The organism is Streptomyces sp. NPDC102270 (genome assembly GCF_044766405.1).
Lineage (GTDB): Bacteria > Actinomycetota > Actinomycetes > Streptomycetales > Streptomycetaceae > Streptomyces.
Genome location: NZ_JBIWLX010000007.1, coordinates 299,563 through 314,356 on the forward strand (window position 1 = coordinate 299,563; position 14,794 = coordinate 314,356).

General features: G+C 71.7%; 15 protein-coding genes. 5 read left to right on the forward strand and 10 right to left on the reverse strand.

Annotated features, from left to right (window positions below):
* Positions 1 to 1,011: a PAC2 family protein gene (locus tag ACIRP7_RS16500; protein ID WP_403659109.1), complete on the forward strand. Its 1,011-nt coding sequence runs from the start codon at positions 1 to 3 to the stop codon at positions 1,009 to 1,011.
* A gap of 70 nt (positions 1,012 to 1,081) precedes the next feature.
* Here the strand turns inward: ACIRP7_RS16500 and ACIRP7_RS16505 are convergent, their stop codons facing one another.
* The 5 genes from ACIRP7_RS16505 to ACIRP7_RS16525 all read right to left on the reverse strand — a co-directional run bounded on the left by ACIRP7_RS16505 (position 1,082) and on the right by ACIRP7_RS16525 (position 5,717).
* The gene (locus ACIRP7_RS16505; protein WP_403659112.1) at positions 1,082 to 2,011 is read right to left on the reverse strand and encodes an SMP-30/gluconolactonase/LRE family protein; all 930 of its coding nucleotides are present in this window, start codon (positions 2,009 to 2,011) and stop codon (positions 1,082 to 1,084) included.
* A gap of 203 nt (positions 2,012 to 2,214) precedes the next feature.
* Positions 2,215 to 3,444 carry a cysteine--1-D-myo-inosityl 2-amino-2-deoxy-alpha-D-glucopyranoside ligase gene (mshC, locus tag ACIRP7_RS16510; protein ID WP_403659115.1) on the reverse strand — a complete coding sequence of 410 codons (1,230 nt, stop codon included), beginning with the start codon at positions 3,442 to 3,444 and terminating at the stop codon, positions 2,215 to 2,217.
* Positions 3,445 to 3,545: 101 nt separating this feature from the next.
* Positions 3,546 to 4,358, reverse strand: a complete 813-nt coding sequence (locus tag ACIRP7_RS16515) for an SCO1664 family protein (protein WP_403659118.1) — start codon at positions 4,356 to 4,358, stop codon at positions 3,546 to 3,548.
* Complete coding sequence (locus ACIRP7_RS16520) at positions 4,322 to 4,912, reverse strand: DUF3090 domain-containing protein (protein WP_352390947.1); 591 nt, start codon at positions 4,910 to 4,912, stop codon at positions 4,322 to 4,324. Before ACIRP7_RS16520 ends, ACIRP7_RS16515 begins: the two co-directional genes overlap by 37 nt.
* Before the next feature lie 118 nt (positions 4,913 to 5,030).
* Positions 5,031 to 5,717: a histidine phosphatase family protein gene (locus ACIRP7_RS16525; protein ID WP_403659121.1), complete on the reverse strand. Its 687-nt coding sequence runs from the start codon at positions 5,715 to 5,717 to the stop codon at positions 5,031 to 5,033.
* Between the two features lie 62 nt (positions 5,718 to 5,779).
* Here ACIRP7_RS16525 and corA point away from each other — a divergent pair, with 62 nt between their 5' ends.
* Positions 5,780 to 6,775, forward strand: a complete 996-nt coding sequence (gene corA / locus ACIRP7_RS16530; RefSeq protein WP_403659124.1) for a magnesium/cobalt transporter CorA — start codon at positions 5,780 to 5,782, stop codon at positions 6,773 to 6,775.
* Here corA and ACIRP7_RS16535 read toward each other — a convergent pair.
* Complete coding sequence (locus ACIRP7_RS16535) at positions 6,772 to 7,560, reverse strand: ferritin-like domain-containing protein (protein ID WP_403659127.1); 789 nt, start codon at positions 7,558 to 7,560, stop codon at positions 6,772 to 6,774. The genes corA and ACIRP7_RS16535 overlap by 4 nt on opposite strands.
* A 228-nt stretch (positions 7,561 to 7,788) precedes the next feature.
* Positions 7,789 to 8,844 (reverse strand): LLM class F420-dependent oxidoreductase, encoded by a 1,056-nt coding sequence (locus ACIRP7_RS16540; protein ID WP_352390943.1) that lies wholly within the window; start codon positions 8,842 to 8,844, stop codon positions 7,789 to 7,791.
* Between the two features lie 174 nt (positions 8,845 to 9,018).
* On the opposite strand from ACIRP7_RS16540, the gene ACIRP7_RS16545 reads away from it, so the two are divergent.
* Positions 9,019 to 10,002, forward strand: coding sequence for an aldo/keto reductase (locus ACIRP7_RS16545; protein WP_403659130.1), 984 nt, complete (start codon positions 9,019 to 9,021; stop codon positions 10,000 to 10,002).
* A complete protein-coding gene (locus ACIRP7_RS16550; protein ID WP_403659133.1) occupies positions 9,999 to 12,398 on the forward strand; it encodes a helix-hairpin-helix domain-containing protein in 2,400 nt (799 codons plus the stop codon). Before ACIRP7_RS16545 ends, ACIRP7_RS16550 begins: the two co-directional genes overlap by 4 nt.
* A gap of 68 nt (positions 12,399 to 12,466) precedes the next feature.
* Here ACIRP7_RS16550 and ACIRP7_RS16555 read toward each other — a convergent pair whose 3' ends face one another.
* Positions 12,467 to 13,150, reverse strand: coding sequence for a hypothetical protein (locus ACIRP7_RS16555; protein WP_403659136.1), 684 nt, complete (start codon positions 13,148 to 13,150; stop codon positions 12,467 to 12,469).
* Between the two features lie 47 nt (positions 13,151 to 13,197).
* Between ACIRP7_RS16555 and ACIRP7_RS16560 the strand changes: the two genes are divergently transcribed.
* Positions 13,198 to 13,386: a DUF5703 family protein gene (locus ACIRP7_RS16560; RefSeq protein WP_007380901.1), complete on the forward strand. Its 189-nt coding sequence runs from the start codon at positions 13,198 to 13,200 to the stop codon at positions 13,384 to 13,386.
* Positions 13,387 to 13,447: 61 nt separating this feature from the next.
* Here ACIRP7_RS16560 and ACIRP7_RS16565 read toward each other — a convergent pair whose 3' ends face one another.
* Together ACIRP7_RS16565 and chpH are read right to left on the reverse strand one after the other, a co-directional pair.
* Positions 13,448 to 14,308: a chaplin gene (locus tag ACIRP7_RS16565; RefSeq protein WP_403659139.1), complete on the reverse strand. Its 861-nt coding sequence runs from the start codon at positions 14,306 to 14,308 to the stop codon at positions 13,448 to 13,450.
* A gap of 149 nt (positions 14,309 to 14,457) precedes the next feature.
* Complete coding sequence (gene chpH / locus ACIRP7_RS16570) at positions 14,458 to 14,691, reverse strand: chaplin ChpH (RefSeq protein ID WP_020117753.1); 234 nt, start codon at positions 14,689 to 14,691, stop codon at positions 14,458 to 14,460.
* Between the last annotated feature and the right edge of the window lie 103 nt (positions 14,692 to 14,794).

Sequence of the window (14,794 nt, forward strand, 5' to 3'; positions counted from 1 at the left end):
GTGATCGAGCTCGAGGGGGTTCCCGAGCTGATCGACCCGGTCATGGTGGCCGCGTTCGAGGGCTGGAACGACGCCGGCGACGCCGCCTCCACCGCGGTCGCGCATCTGGACAAGGAGTGGAAGGGCGAGGTGTTCGCGGCGCTAGACGCCGAGGACTACTACGACTTCCAGGTGAACCGCCCCACGGTGTGGCTGGACGGCGGAGTGCGCAAGATCACATGGCCGACGACAAGGTTGTCGGTGGTCCGCGTCGGCGGGGAGAAGCCGCGCGATCTCGTACTCGTCCGAGGCATCGAACCGTCGATGCGCTGGCGCTCGTTCTGCAACGAGCTGCTGGGCTTCGCGCATGAACTGGGCGTGGAACTGGTGGTGATCCTCGGCGCGTTGCTCGGTGACACCCCGCACACCCGTCCGGTGCCGATCAGCGGGACCACGTCCGATCCGGACCTGGCCCAGCGGATGGACCTGGAGGAGACCAAGTACGAGGGCCCCACGGGCATCGTCGGCATCCTCCAGGAGGCCTGCACCCACGCGGGCGTGCCCGCGGTGTCGCTGTGGGCGGCCGTACCGCACTATGTGTCGCAGCCGCCGAACCCGAAGGCGACGCTGGCCCTCCTGAATCGTCTGGAGGACCTGATCGACGTGCGGATCCCGCTGGGCGAGCTGGGCGAGGACGCGCGCGCCTGGCAGGTGGGCGTGGACCAACTGGCCGCAGAGGACAGCGAGGTCGCGGAGTACGTCCAGACGCTGGAGGAGGCCCGGGACACCGCGGAGCTGCCGGAGGCCTCGGGCGAGGCGATCGCCCGGGAGTTCGAGCGGTATCTGCGGCGCCGGGACGGCGGCCAGCCGGGTCAGCCGGGCGGACACGCGACCGCGGACGGCAGCGACAGCACGACCTATCTGCGGGACAGCCCCGGTGGTCGTACGAAGCCTCCCAAGGCGCCGAAGCCGGAGACGGAACCGGAGCGTGAGCCGGAGACGGACGACGAGGACTCCTCGCCGGAGGACTGAGCCGGGGCCGGGCCGGGGTCGGTCAGGATGGTGAGGGCGGTGCGCGGGATGCGCACCGCCCTCGGCCGTGTCAGACCTGCCGCACCGCCACCACGTCGTAGTCCGTGGTGGGTGTCGGCTCCACGTCGAAGCGCGCGTTGGGCAGATACAGCCGCCCGCCCCAGGCGGCGACCGTCGTCGGGATGCGGAAGCGCGGGTCGGTGATCCGGGCGATCGCGGTGCCCCGGGTGCCCGAGTCGTTCAGCCGGAACACGTCGATCGCGTTCTGCCGCTGCTGGACGACGTAGAGGATCCGGCCGCGCAGCAACAGACCGTCGCCGTTGGGGAGTTTCGCCCCGCCCAGGTCGACGGCGCGCGCGGCGCCGGTGCGCGGGTCGACCCGCAGGAGACTGCCGCCGTCCGCGAAGTCGTTCACCACGAGCAGGGCGCGGCCGTCGGGTGTGCGCTCGATGCCGTTGGCCGTGAAGTCGGGGCCCTGCTGCCAGTCCCCGGTCAGCGGTACGGTCGTCAGCGCGCCCTTGGTCAGTTTGTAGAGCACCGGCTTGAAGGAGTCGGTGAACCAGGCGGCGCCCGGCGTGAGGATCACGTCGTTCACGAAGGTGCCGCCGGTGGCGTAGACCTGCTCGGTCACGCCGGAGCGGGCGTCGACGGTCCGTATCTCGCCGCTGTCGCCGCCGGCGAGGAAGAGTCTGCCGTGCCGGTCGATCTTCAGACCCACGGTCGGGCGCCCGGAGCCCTTCGCGACGACCTTGCCGCGGCCGGTGGCCAGGCTCGCCCGGTAGATGTCGCCGTTCGCCAGCGAGCCGAAGTAGGCGTACGGCTCGGAGCCGATGGTGATGCCCTCGGGCCGGAAGCCGTCGGGGAGGGGGAACTGCGCGGGCCACGCGGCGTGCCGGGTTTCGGCCGCGTGCGCGGTGCCGCCGAGCAGGGCCGCTCCGCCCAGCGCGGCGGTCGTGGTCAGGAGTGTGCGACGTGCGAAGGAACGGTCTGCGAGTGCCATGGTGCGTCCTTCTGCAAGGGGGCCGGCGCACGGCCGGCCGAACGGTCAGGCGACGCTCCCACCCCATCACATGACGGCCGCCGTCACAGTCCTTATCGCCATGAACTCCCGCCGCGACCGCGGCAGTTCGGCACGGGGCCTGACCGGTGGCCGCAGCGACAAGGGCCGCTTCCCTGTCGCTGCGGCTTCTGGCAGAGGCCGTTCTAGAGGGCCACGCCGAGCAGTGCGTCCACCGCACGTGTCACCACACCGGGCGCGCCCATGTCGGTACCGCCCTGCTCCTCCTGCACGGCGGCCCAGCGGTCGACGGCGGCCAGCGCGGTGGGCGCGTCGAGGTCGTTCGCGAGGGCCTCGCGGATCTCCTCGACGAGGGTCTCGGCGGACGGTCCGTCCGGCCGCGAGACGGCGGCACGCCAGCGGCCCAGCCGCTCCACGGCGTCCTGGAGGACCTGGTCGGTCCACTCCCAGTCGGCCCGGTAGTGGTGGGCGAGCAGCGCCAGCCGGATGGCGGCGGGATCGACGCCCTCGCGCCGCAGCTGCGACACGAAGACCAGGTTGCCCTTGGACTTGGACATCTTCTCGCCGTCGAGGCCGACCATGCCGGCGTGGACGTACGCCTTGGCCATGGGGAACTCGCCGGTCAGCACCTGGGCGTGCGAGGCGCCCATCTCGTGGTGCGGGAAGGCGAGGTCGGAGCCGCCGCCCTGGACGTCGAAACCCATGCCGAGGTGGTCGAGGGCGATCGCGACGCACTCGATGTGCCAGCCGGGGCGCCCAGGGCCGAGCGAGGCGCCGTCCCAGCGCGGCTCACCCTCGCGGGCGGCCATCCACAGCATGGGGTCGAGCGGGTTCTTCTTGCCCGGGCGGTCCGGGTCGCCGCCGCGCTCGGCGGACAGCAGCCGCATGGCGGCCGCGTCGAGGTTCGAGACCTGGCCGAAGTGCGGGTCGGACTCGACGGAGAAGTAGACGTCCCCTTCGAGTTCGTACGCGGCACCGGCGTCCCGCAGCCGCTCGACGAGCGGCACGATCCCCGGTATCGCCTCGACCGCGCCGATGTACTGCCGCGGGGGCAACATCCTCAGGGCGGTCATGTCCTCGCGGAAGAGGGCCGTCTCCTTTTCGGCGAGGGCGGCCCAGTCGAGGCTGTCCCGCTCGGCGCGCTCCAGGAGCGGGTCGTCGATGTCGGTGACGTTCTGGACGTAGTGAACCTGGCGCTTGGTGTCGAGCCACACGCGCTGCACGAGGTCGAACGCGTTGTAGGTCGCCGCGTGCCCCATGTGGGTGGCGTCGTACGGCGTGATGCCGCAGACGTAGAGACGGGCGACGGGACCGGGGGCAAGGGAGACCAAGCCACCGGTCGCGGTGTCGTGGATCCTCAGGTCGCGGCCCTGACCAGGCAGGGCGGGGACCTCGGAAGCGGGCCAGGCATGCATGTCATGAGCCTAACCGGACGGATGTTCCGTATACGAACCGGACCGGGCCGGATGGCCGGTAAGGCCTTCTTGCGAGGTACGGGCCCGTGTGCAGTGTCCTGCTAAACGGGCGGCCAGGGAATGGCCGGCCATTCGCCGCTCGGTTCCGGGTGTTTCCCGGAGTCCAGCAGCGCGTCGACACGCGCGCGTGTGGCGTCGAGTTCGGCCGGGGTGATCAGAGCGGCCAGCCGGGCGGCCAGCTCGCCCGACAGGGCCTCCTTGAGGCCTTTGAGGACGTCGACCGCCTCCCCCGTCAACGGCTCCCCCGCCCAGCCCCACAGCAGGGTCCGCAGCTTGTTCTCGACGTTGAAGGTCACACCGTGGTCGATGCCGTAGAGCCGGCCGCCCTCGGCGGGCAGCAGGTGGCCGCCCTTGCGGTCCGCGTTGTTGATCACGGCGTCGAGGACGGCGAGCCTGCGCAGCCGCTCGTCGTCCGCGTGCACCAGCAGCGCGGTCCTGCCCTCGTCGACCTCGGCGAAGCCGATGGCCTTCCAACCCGGCTCGGGCTCCTCGCCGTCGACCAGGGCGAGCAGCTCACTGCCGGGCGCACCCTCGATCCACAGCTGGCACATGCCCTCGCCGAAGGGCCCGTCCCGCAGCACGGTGGGCGGCACGAGCCCCCAGCCGGTCGCCTCGGACACCTCGTACGCGGCGACCTCGCGCTGGGCGAGGGTGCCGTCGGGGAAGTCCCACAGTGGTCTCTCGCCGCGGACCGGCTTGTAGACGCACAGGACCTCCTGGCCCTCGTACGAGACGGAGCAGTGCAGCACCGCGTTGGAGGCGTCCCGGATCTGCCCGCGTACCGTCAGCTCACCCCGGGCGAGCAGCTCTGCCGTGCTCACGCTCCGCGGCGGTATCCGTTCTGGCGCGGACATACATGTCCTTCCGGGTCGAGCGGGAGGCTGCACAGCGGGCACGGCGGCCGCCCCGCGTTGACGACGTCCAGGGCGCGCTTGGCGAAGGCTCGGGCCTGCGCGCCGGTGAGCCGGACCCGCAGCATCGGGGGTCCGTTCTCCTCGTCCTGGAGGAGTCTCTCCTCGGCCTCGGCGAGGTCCTCCTCGGAGTCGGCCTCGAGCTCCACGAGGGCCTGCGCCTCGACGATCATGCGCTGCTCCTCGCCGTCCCAGGCGAGGGCCATGGTGCCGACCCGGAACTCCTCCTCGACGGGGGTGTCCAGGGGCGCGGTGTCGGCGATCTCGGTGGGCGGCACGGCCGGCACGGGGGCGCTGCCGCCGCTGCGGCGCACGACCTCGTCGAGGAGTTCTTCCATCCGCTCGGCGAGAGCGGCCACCTGCGTCTTCTCCAGGGCCACGCTGGTCACTCGGGGGCCGGCCGTGGCCTGGAGGAAGAACGTACGGCGTCCGGGCAGTCCGACCGTTCCGGCCACGAAGCGGTCCGGCGGGTCATAGAGGAACACCTGACGGGACACGTCCTGTCTCCATGGGATTCGTGAGTAAGGGAACGACGGCAACGACGGGAACGTCCATGCGTGAACGCGCTTGTGTGAACCGCTTGTGCGAACCGCTTCACCCTACTGCGCGCGACGATCACGGTGCGCCCGCACCACCACCGACCGGGGCGTCACCGCCCGCGGCCTCCTCGCGCGGCACCAGGGAGGCGAAGTCACCGGTGTCACCGAGGCGCAGGAGAAACGGCCTCAGACGGGTGTAACGGATGACGGTGATGGAACACGGTTCAACAGAGATCCTCTGAAAGAGGTCGAGATGAAGTCCGAGTGCGTCGGCGACGAGCGACTTGATGATGTCGCCGTGCGAGCACATCAGATAGACGGCGTCGGCTCCGTGATCGCGCTCCACGCGCGCGTTCCACTCGCGTACGGCCTCCGCCGCGCGCGTCTGCATCGCTCGCATGGACTCGCCGCCGGGGAACGCGGCCGCCGACGGATGCGCCTGGACGACCTCCATCAGCGGCTCGTCCCCCAGCTCGGCGAGCTTGCGCCCGGACCAGTCGCCGTAGTGGCACTCCCCGATGCGCTCGTCGCTGTGCGCGGGGAGACCGGGGCGGGCGTCGAGCAGTGGCTGGATCGTTTCCTGGCAGCGCTGCAGGGGGCTGGCGACGACCTCGGAGATCGGCACCCCTTCGAGGCGGCCGGGCAGCGAGGCGGCCTGCGCGGAGCCGCGCTCGTCCAGGGCGACCCCGGGCGTCCACCCGGCGAGCAGCCCCTCGGTGTTCGCGGTGGATCGTCCGTGCCTGACAAGGATCAACGTGGGCATGCGGCCCAGGGTAGGCGTACGCCGGACTGCGGCGTCCTTCGAGCGAGGGGAGAACACGCTCCGTGATCGTTGACTGTGCCATCTACCGGGAGGGCCACCGCTCGGAGGGGCCCGAGGACCTGTCGGACGCGCTGGATCAGGCGCGGCTGGCGGGCGGGTTCGTCTGGATCGGGCTGCACGAGCCGTCGGAGAAGGAGTTCGAGCTGGTCACGAAGGAGTTCGGACTGCATCCGCTGGCGGTGGAGGACGCCCTCAAGGCGCATCAGAGGCCCAAGCTCGAGGTGTACGACGACTCGCTGTTCGTGGTCCTCAAGCCGGTGGTGTACGAGCCGGAGAGCGACACCGTGTCCACCGGCGAGGTCATGCTCTTCCTCGGCGACGCCTTCGTGGTGACGGTCCGTCATGGCGTGGGCTCGCCGCTGAAGGCCGTACGCGAGCGCCTGGAGCATGAACCGAAGCTGCTCGGCAAGGGGCCCACTGCGGTGCTGTACGCGGTGGCCGACGCCGTCGTGGACCACTATCTGGAGGTGGCGACGGAACTCGGCACCGACCTGGAGGAGCTGGAGGCGGAGGTGTTCTCGCCGGACGGCGGCGGTTCACGGGGCACCGCGTCGCGGATCTACACCTTCAAGCGGCAGATCCTGGAGTTCCGCCGGGCCACCGTCCCGCTCTCGATGCCGCTGACCCGGCTCGCGGGTGTGGGGGCGTACGGCGGGACGGTGCCGTTCGTCAACGACCGGGCGCGGCCCTTCTTCCGGGACGTCAACGACCACCTCTCGCGCGTGAACGAGTCGGTGGAGGGCCTGGACCGGCTGGTGTCGGACGTCCTGTCGGCGCATCTGGCGCAGATGAGCGTCCGCCAGAACGACGACATGCGGAAGATCTCCGCGTGGGCGGCCATGGCGGCGATCCCCACGATGATCGCGGGGATCTACGGCATGAACTTCGACCACATGCCCGAGCTGCACTGGGTGTGGGCGTATCCGGCGGTGATCGCGCTGATGGGCGTGCTGGAAGTACTGCTGTACCGGACGTTCAAACGCCGGGGATGGCTCTAGGCGAGCTCAGGGGCCGGCGTGGCGGGTCCGCCGAGGGCGTCGCGGCGGTCGGGCGTCTTCAGGGAGACCATGCGGCGCCAGCCGCCGAGGCGCTCGTAGGCGTACATCGCGTCGATGCCCGCCGCGAGTACCGCCGACTTGGCCGTCGGCCAGCCGAGGATGCCGCCCATGTGGGCCATGGTCGCGAGGCTGACGTCCCGGTAGACGCGGATCTCGGCGAGCGCGCACGCGCGCAAGGTCCGCTGGATGTACGGGCCGTGCCCGTCGGCCGCGAAACGCAGCAGTTCCTCGTGGGTGTACGCGAGGTGGTTGTCCTCGTCGTGGGAGATCATCTTGACGGCGTTGCCGACCTGAGGGTGGTCCGCGAAGAACTTCCGCAGCATCACCATCTGGTCCGCGGCACGCTGTTCGGTCACCCGGCTGTGGGCCAGGTACGTGATGACGTCCTGCACGGTGAGCGGCTGGTCGGCCTTGAGCTTCTCGTGGGCGAGACCGATGCCCTGCTGCTCCAGGAGCATCGTGTAGTCCGTCTCCGGCGGGACGGGGACGGGTTCGAGTCCGCGCTTCCTCATCAGGGCGTTGAAGATCCGCCCGTGCTTGTCCTCGTCGGCGCCGTGCCGGGAGATCTTGGGGGCGAGGTCGCGTTCGCTCGGCGGCACCAGAGCGGCGATACGGGCGTTCTCCCAACCGCCCTGCGACTCACCGCTGGCCGCGATGGAGCAGAACAGCCGGAAGGACTCGTCGTGGTCGAGGATCTCCTGGAACACGCTCTTGGCCGAAAGCATCGTGGGGCACCTCTCTGCCGGACTCCGCGGCAACCCGCAAAGAAAGAGTCAAATGCGGCGCGAGAGGTGCCGCAACAGCTGTGCCGGACAACTGCGCCAAAAGGAGGACCACCGGGGTCACACCGGGGGCGTAACCGCGCGGACGCGGGCGCGTTGAATCACGTGACGGCCGTGGCGGGGAAGACCCCCGAGCCCCCACCACGGCCGTAGAAGCTTTCTGAGCACCGGTTACGCGAGTCCGGCGCGCTCCAGGGCCTCGGTGCCGGCGCGGAGCGAGGCGAGGCGCTCGTCGAGGGTGAAGCCGGCGGGGGCCAGGGTCAGAGTGGTGACGCCGGCCGCGGCGTACTCCTTCATGCGGTCCGCGATGCGGTCCACGGAGCCGAGCAGTGTCGTCTTGTCGATGAGCTCGTGCGGAATGGCGGCCGCGGCGCCCTCCTTGTCGCCGGCCAGGTACTTGTCCTGGATCTCGGCGGCCGCCGCCTCGAACCCCATGCGCTGGGCGAGCTGGTTGTAGAAGTTCTGCTTGCGGCTGCCCATGCCGCCCACGTACAGCGCGGTGTAGGGGCGGAAGGTGTCGGCGAGCGTGGTGACGTCCTTGTCCTCGCCGAGGGCGAGCGGGAGGGTCGGGGCGATATCGAACCCGTCGAGCGTCCTGCCCGCCTTCTCGCGCCCGGCACGCAGATGCCGGATCGCGGTGTCCTCAAGGTGCTCGGCGGAGGGGAAGATCAGCAGGGCGCCGTCGGCGATCTCGCCGGTCTGCTCCAGGTTCTTCGGGCCGATCGCGGCGATGTAGAGGGGGATGTGCTCGCGCTCGGGGTGCACGGTCAGCTTGATCGGCTTGCCGGGGCCGCCGGGCAGGGGCAGCGTCCAGTGCTGTCCCTCGTAGGAGAGGCGCTCGCGCGACATGGCCTTGCGTACGATCTCGACGTACTCACGCGTGCGTGCCAGCGGCTTGTCGAACTTGACGCCGTACCAGCCCTCGGAGACCTGCGGTCCCGAGACACCGAGGCCGAGTCGGAAACGGCCGCCGGAGAGGGAGTCGAGGGTGGCGGCGGTCATCGCGGTCATCGCCGGCTGGCGGGCCGGGATCTGGAAGATGGCCGAGCCGACGTCGATGCGCTCGGTCTGGGCGGCGACCCAGGTGAGCACGGTGGCCGCGTCCGAGCCGTAGGCCTCGGCGGCCCAGCAGACGGCGTATCCGAGCCGGTCGGCCTCCTGGGCGACGGCGAGATTGTCCGCGTCCATTCCGGCGCCCCAGTAGCCGAGGTTGATCCCGAGCTGCATGGCCGATTCCCCTTACCGATCAGTAACGTCCTTGTCGGCAGACCTTAGCGCGGCCGCGCTCGCCGGGGCAGGTCGCGGCCCGTGCCGTGACGGGGCGCGATTCTCGCGCACCTGTCCCAATCCGTTGTCCACAGGCCCCCACGCGACAGGTCGTGGCCAGTAATCTCGGCGTTCATGGAGCAGAGGCATCTCGGCCGTACCGGCCTGCGTGTGTCCCGCATCGGGCTCGGCACCCTCACCTGGGGCAGGGACACCGACGAGCACGACGCGGCGGACCTCCTGAAAACATTCTGGGAGGCAGGCGGGACGCTGGTCGACACGGCGGACGTGTACGGCGACGGGGAGGCCGAGTACCTGCTCGGACGCCTCATAGAAGGACTGGTCCCGCGCCGGGACCTGGTCATCTCCACGAAGGCGGGCAGCGTGCCCGACCCGGACGTCCGTGTCGACGGCTCGCGCGGGCATCTGCTCTCCGCGCTGGACGACTCACTGGCCCGGCTCGGCACGGACTACGTCGACGTGTGGCACATCCACGCCTACGATCCCCACACCCCTCTGGAGGAGACGCTCCAGGCCCTCGACCTGGCCGTCAGCAGCGGCCGCGCCCGCTACGCCGGGGTGTCCAACTTCTGCGGCTGGCAACTCGCCAAGGCGGGGACCTGGCAGCTGGCGGCGCCCGGGACGCGGACCCGGCTGGCCGCGACCCAGCTGGAGTACTCGCTGCTGCAGCGCGGGCTCGAGCGGGAGGTGCTGCCGGCCGCGCTCGACCTGGGCATCGGGCTGCTGCCCTCCTCACCGCTGGGGCGGGGCGTCCTGACGGGCAAGTACCGCAACTCCACCCCGGCCGACTCGCGGGGTGCCTCGGAGCACCTGGCGCCCTTCGTCGCGCCGTACCTCGACGACACCGCGAGCCACATCGTGGACGCGGTGACCACGGCGGCCGACGGGCTCGCGGTGACGCCGCTCCAGGTGGCCCTCGCGTGGGTCCGCGACCGGCCCGGGGTGACCGCGCCGATCGTCGGCGCGCGCAACTCGCAGCAGCTCACGGCGGCATTGTCAGTGGAGGCCCTTAGTCTTCCTGACGAGATCTGCCGGGCGCTCGACGATGTGTCGGCGCCCGTGCACCGCTATCCCGATCACGACTGGAGCACGCTGTGAGCACGGAGCCGGAGCCCACGGAGAAGACCGAACCGGGGACGCGGGGCGCCGCACCGGAGCCGGAGGGCACGGGGGGAGCACCGGGCTCGGAGACCGACGGCGCCGGGGCGGGCGCCGGGGGCGGCGAAGCGGGGCCGGAGGGGTCGACCGGGGGACCGCACGCCGACAGCGAAGAATCGACGGGCCGGGGGGCTGCCGGGGCAGACCGAAGCGGCGGCGACGAGGCCTTCGCGGGGGCTTCTGCGGGCGGTGGTGAGGCAGGGCCGGGCGAGGGGGGAGCCGGCGCTGGTGAACCGGGGGCGGCCGAGGGCGAGAGCGGTGACGCGGACGACGCGGCCAAGGCCAAGCTGTCCGAGGCCGAGGCCGAGTTGGCGGCGCAGCGGATCGAACAGGAGCGGATCACCCGGCGGAAGGCCGAGAAGCAGGGGCCTGTCGAGAGCGGGGCCAAGCTCAGCGGGAAGGCGGCCGACCTCCTGGCGGCCGTACGGGCGGTGGAGAGCGGGGCGAAGCCCGTGGCCGCCGTCTTCAGTGAGCCCGAGCCACCGCGTCGGCCCGCCCAGGAGCCGGTGCGGCCCCGGCCGGTGTCGGCCGAGGCGGCCGGTTCCGGCGGTGCGGTCGGTGTCGCCGGCGCCGTCGGCCCGTCCGCGCCGGAGACCGTGGAGGCCGTACGGCGGGTACTGGCCGAGGGCGGGGCGCCGGAGGCCCTCGCGGCACAGGCAGCCGCGGTCCTCGGGGACGGGGCGGACGACGAACTGCGGGCCGATCCCTGGCAGTTGCTGCGGGTCACGGGCGTACGGCCCGAGCAGGCCGACGGGTTCGCCCGGGCACTGCTCGGCGCGGAGTGCGCACCGGACGACGAGCGGCGGGGGCGGGCGGTCACCGTCTGGCTCCTGGAGCAGGCGGCCCTCGCCGGGCACACCGCGCTGGAGATGCCGGCGCTGACCGCCGCGCTGACCCAGCGGGGCGTGCCGGACGCCGACGCGGCCGTACAGAGCACGATCGCCGAGGCCGAGGCCCTGGTCTTCCAGGACGCCCTCGACCCGACCGCCCCGGAGCCCGCGGAGGACGACGAGGAGGGGGCGGAACGGCCGGTCCGGATCCTGATCGGGCTCGAGCGGTACGCCCTCGCGGAGGAGAGCCTCGCCGACGGACTGGCCCGGCTGATCAACTCCGTGCCCAAGGAGGACGGTTCGGCCGAGGACTGGGAGCGGGCCGCAGCGTCGGCCGAGGGTTCGGCCGCCGAGCTGATCCGCGCGGTCGCGGCGGGCGGTCTGGTCCTGCACACCGGCGCCGAGGCGTCCCTGACGGAACCGGCGGCGCTGCTGGCAGCGGCGCGGGGTCTGGGGCTGCGGGCGTGGGCGGCCACCCACAGCCCCGTGGGCCGCGACCGCTTCGGCGCGCTGCTCGAAGCCGGACGTCCGGGCGACTCGGTGTCGCCGGAGCCCGTCACCACCGTCGCCGGGCTGCTCTCCGGGGCGGAAGGGCCGGGTCGGGACGGCGACGGGGCGTTCGATCTCGACCTGCTCGTCGTGCTCGACGCGCCGCAGTTGGATGTCGAGACGGCCGCGCTGCTCGTGGAGTCCCTGCCGGACGGGGCGCGGCTGGTGCTGGGCGGGGATCCGGCGGTGCTGTGGTCGGTGGGGCCGGGACGGGTGTTCGCGGATCTGCTCGCCGCGCGGATCTGCCCGCAGATCGCCTCGCGGAGGCCGGACCCCGGCCCGCTGGGCGAGCTGGTCTCCGGGATCGGCATCGGTGAGCTGAACCAGGTCGAGGCCCCCGGCAAGGAGGTCGTGATCGTGCCGGTGCGGGACGCGGGTGAGGCCGTGCACCGGACCGTGCAGCTGGTCGCGGACTCGATACCGCGGGCGATCGGGGTCCCCCCCGAGGAGACCCAGGTGATCACCCCGGGCCACGGCGGCGCCGCGGGCACCCGCGTCCTGAACGCGGCTCTGAAGGAGCGTCTCAACCCCGGGCCCGGCCGCTTCGGTGGATTCGACCCGGGTGACCGCGTCGCCTACTCCCCCGTACCGGGCCGTACGCTCCCGGGTCAGGTGGTGGGGGCCGACGCGGACGGCCTGCACCTGACCTGCTCCGGCGAGCCCGTCGTCGTGCCGAAGGAGCGGGTGGAGCAGTCCGTGCGGCACGGCTGGGCGCTGACCGCGCACCAGGCGGTGGGCGGCCGCTGGCCCGCGGCGGTCGTGGTCCTGCCCGGGGACGCGGCGCAGGCCCTGAGCCGGCCCTGGGTCTACACGGCGTTCGGCAGGGCGGACCGCCATCTGTCCGTGGTCCACGGCGTGGAACAGGCCCTTGCGAGGGCGGTCGCCGAGATCCCGGCCAAGCCCCGGACGACTCGGCTGCCCACCCTCCTCGGGACACAGTCGCCGACGGCCGGCTGACCCGCCCCGGAACGGAAAAGGGGCGCGGCCCCGGAGATCATCTCTCCGGGGCCGCGCCCTCATGTGCCTCAGCGGCGATCCACGTCCAACGGTTCCAGATCCTCGTCCTCGAGATCGGGGTCCTCGAGGTCGGGTTCGTCCGCGTCGTCGTCCAGGTCGTCGTCGAACACCGCGCTGACATCGAACCGGCACACCACCCGCTCGACGTCGACCTGCTCGAACGGCGTCTCCAGCCACTCCCCCGGCTCGGCCGGTTCGTCCGCCGCGGTCACCCACAGCGTGGAGTCGCCCTCCTCGAGGCCGAACTCCTTGTGCCGGGTGGCGATCTCGTCGGGCTCGAACTCGCCGAACAGCACTTCCAGCGCGCCGTGCACCGTGCCGGAGGCCTCCGTGCCGAGACCCTCGTCGGCCGCCTCGACCCGCTGGGCCTGCGCCAGCAACCGCTGCGGCTCCACCACGGCGTAGTCACGGCGGATCAGCACACTCAGCGCGTTCGGCTCCTCGGGGCCCGTGTACGGCGGGGCGTCCTCCGCGCCCGGGATCTCGAACGGGGTGACCTCGTCGTAACGGTCGTAGAGCAGCTCGTCGTACACCTCGGCGGCCGCGGCCAGCTCGTTGAAGGCCTCGTAGACAGCCGGGTCGTCCTCGCCCGACCTCCGTTCGACCGCGGCCAGGTGGCGGTCGAGCGCGGTCTTGACCGCGTCGGCGGCGGCACGTACCTCGGCAGCGGTGGGCTGCACAGCATCAGACATAGTGCAGACGCTATCCGTAGCGGGCCCCGGCCCGCACAATAGATGCGATGCCGGAATACGAATTTGTCGACGTGTACGTACCGCGGGGGGTCTCCCGCAAGGACGCCACACGTCTACTGACGGACCATGCAGAGTACGGACACTGGGAGTTGGACCGACTGAGTCTCATGCGCGACGGCAGCCGCAGGGTGCGGTTGCGCCGGCGGATCATCCGCCAGGTGCGTGCCACGTGGTGAGACGGGACGAACGGAGCGGGCCCCGCCGCGGCGGGGCCCGCTCCGTTTCACGCGGTACGTCCTAGACCGAGGCCCGTGCCTTGCGGTAGAGAACCGCGCCCGCCAGGAGTGCCCCGGCGCCGACCGGGAGGACCAGCCCGATCGGGAGGTCGCTGCCGGTCCGGGCGAGCTGCGCGCTGCCCAGGGGCTGGGTGACCGTCTGGGTTCCGGGGTGGTTGGCGCCGCCCGGTGTGCCGGCGAGCGCCCCGGACGGGGTGGCCGGGGATCCGGGGTGGCCGGGCTCCGTCGGATTGCCGGGGTGGCCGGGGTGGCCGGGCTGTCCCGGGGTGCCGGGCTGTTCCGGCGATCCGGGCGGGGTGTGCTGCCCGCCGCCGGAGCCGCTGCCGCAGTCGTTGCCCATGGCGGGGTTGCCGATGCCGATGACGTCGACGCTGTTGCCGCAGACGTTCACGGGAACGTCGATCGGCGCCTCGACGTGGTTGCCCGAGCCCACGCCGGGCGAGCCACCGGTGTGACCGCCCGCGTGGGAGCCCCCAGAGCCACCGGAACCACCAGGGCCCCCGGAACCGCCGTGTCCGCCGGGCCCGTGTCCGCCAGGCCCGTGCCCCCCGTGACCTGCGCCGCCGTGTCCCGCGGAGCCGCCCGAGCCGCCGTACCCGCCGGGCGCCCCGCTGCCGCCGCCCTTGTTGGCGCACCTGTTGCCCATCGCCGGGTTGAGAACCCCGACCACGTTCACGGTGTTGCCGCAGGCGTTCACCGGGGCGTGCACCGGCGCCGACACCGTGTTGCCGGAGAGTGCGCCGGGGGAGTTGGCGCTCGATCCGCTCGCGCCCGCGTCCGCGTGGGCGGCGCCTCCCGCGGCGGCGATCACGCCGGTCGCCGCCGCCATTGTCATCAAGCCCTTGCGGGTGACTTGTCGCATGTACCGATTCCCTGCTTTCGACCTTGTCCCGAAATGCCGCTGCCTCGCGGCTCACTTTCTTTTCGAAAAGACCGGTCGGCCCCGGAGCGCATGGCTTGCACTCCGGGGCCGACAAGCTCATCCCTGTTAACTAAGGGCGAGGCACAACGTCACTTGTTGATGCAGGTGTTGCCGAAGGCGGGGTTCAGCAGACCGATCACGGAGACCGTGTTGCCGCAGACGTTCACCGGGACGTGAACGGGAACCTGCACGACGTTGCCGGACAGCACACCCGGGGAGCCCACAGCGGCACCCTGCGCACCCGCATCGGCGACGGCAAGACCCGCGCCCGCGAGAACCAGACCACCAGTGGCAGCAGCAGCGGCGACAATCTTCTTGATCATTATTCCTCCTTGTTGGCAATGCGGTCCCAATCAGCGGATCGCATCACCTGTAACGAGGAAGGAGTAATGGGGATACGAGCTTATGAGCGCATTCACCCTTCCC

Bases quoted from the DNA above. Each gene is read 5' to 3' on its own strand.
- ACIRP7_RS16505 (WP_403659112.1), bottom strand. From the start codon at position 2,011: ATGGCACTCGCAGACCGTTCCTTCGCACGTCGCACACTCCTGACCACG.
- mshC (WP_403659115.1), bottom strand. From the start codon at position 3,444: ATGCATGCCTGGCCCGCTTCCGAGGTCCCCGCCCTGCCTGGTCAGGGC.
- ACIRP7_RS16515 (WP_403659118.1), bottom strand. From the start codon at position 4,358: ATGTCCGCGCCAGAACGGATACCGCCGCGGAGCGTGAGCACGGCAGAG.
- ACIRP7_RS16525 (WP_403659121.1), bottom strand. From the start codon at position 5,717: ATGCCCACGTTGATCCTTGTCAGGCACGGACGATCCACCGCGAACACC.
- ACIRP7_RS16535 (WP_403659127.1), bottom strand. From the start codon at position 7,560: ATGCTTTCGGCCAAGAGCGTGTTCCAGGAGATCCTCGACCACGACGAG.
- ACIRP7_RS16540 (WP_352390943.1), bottom strand. From the start codon at position 8,844: ATGCAGCTCGGGATCAACCTCGGCTACTGGGGCGCCGGAATGGACGCG.
- ACIRP7_RS16545 (WP_403659130.1), top strand. From the start codon at position 9,019: ATGGAGCAGAGGCATCTCGGCCGTACCGGCCTGCGTGTGTCCCGCATC.
- ACIRP7_RS16555 (WP_403659136.1), bottom strand. From the start codon at position 13,150: ATGTCTGATGCTGTGCAGCCCACCGCTGCCGAGGTACGTGCCGCCGCC.
- ACIRP7_RS16560 (WP_007380901.1), top strand. From the start codon at position 13,198: ATGCCGGAATACGAATTTGTCGACGTGTACGTACCGCGGGGGGTCTCC.
- ACIRP7_RS16565 (WP_403659139.1), bottom strand. From the start codon at position 14,308: ATGCGACAAGTCACCCGCAAGGGCTTGATGACAATGGCGGCGGCGACC.
- chpH (WP_020117753.1), bottom strand. From the start codon at position 14,691: ATGATCAAGAAGATTGTCGCCGCTGCTGCTGCCACTGGTGGTCTGGTT.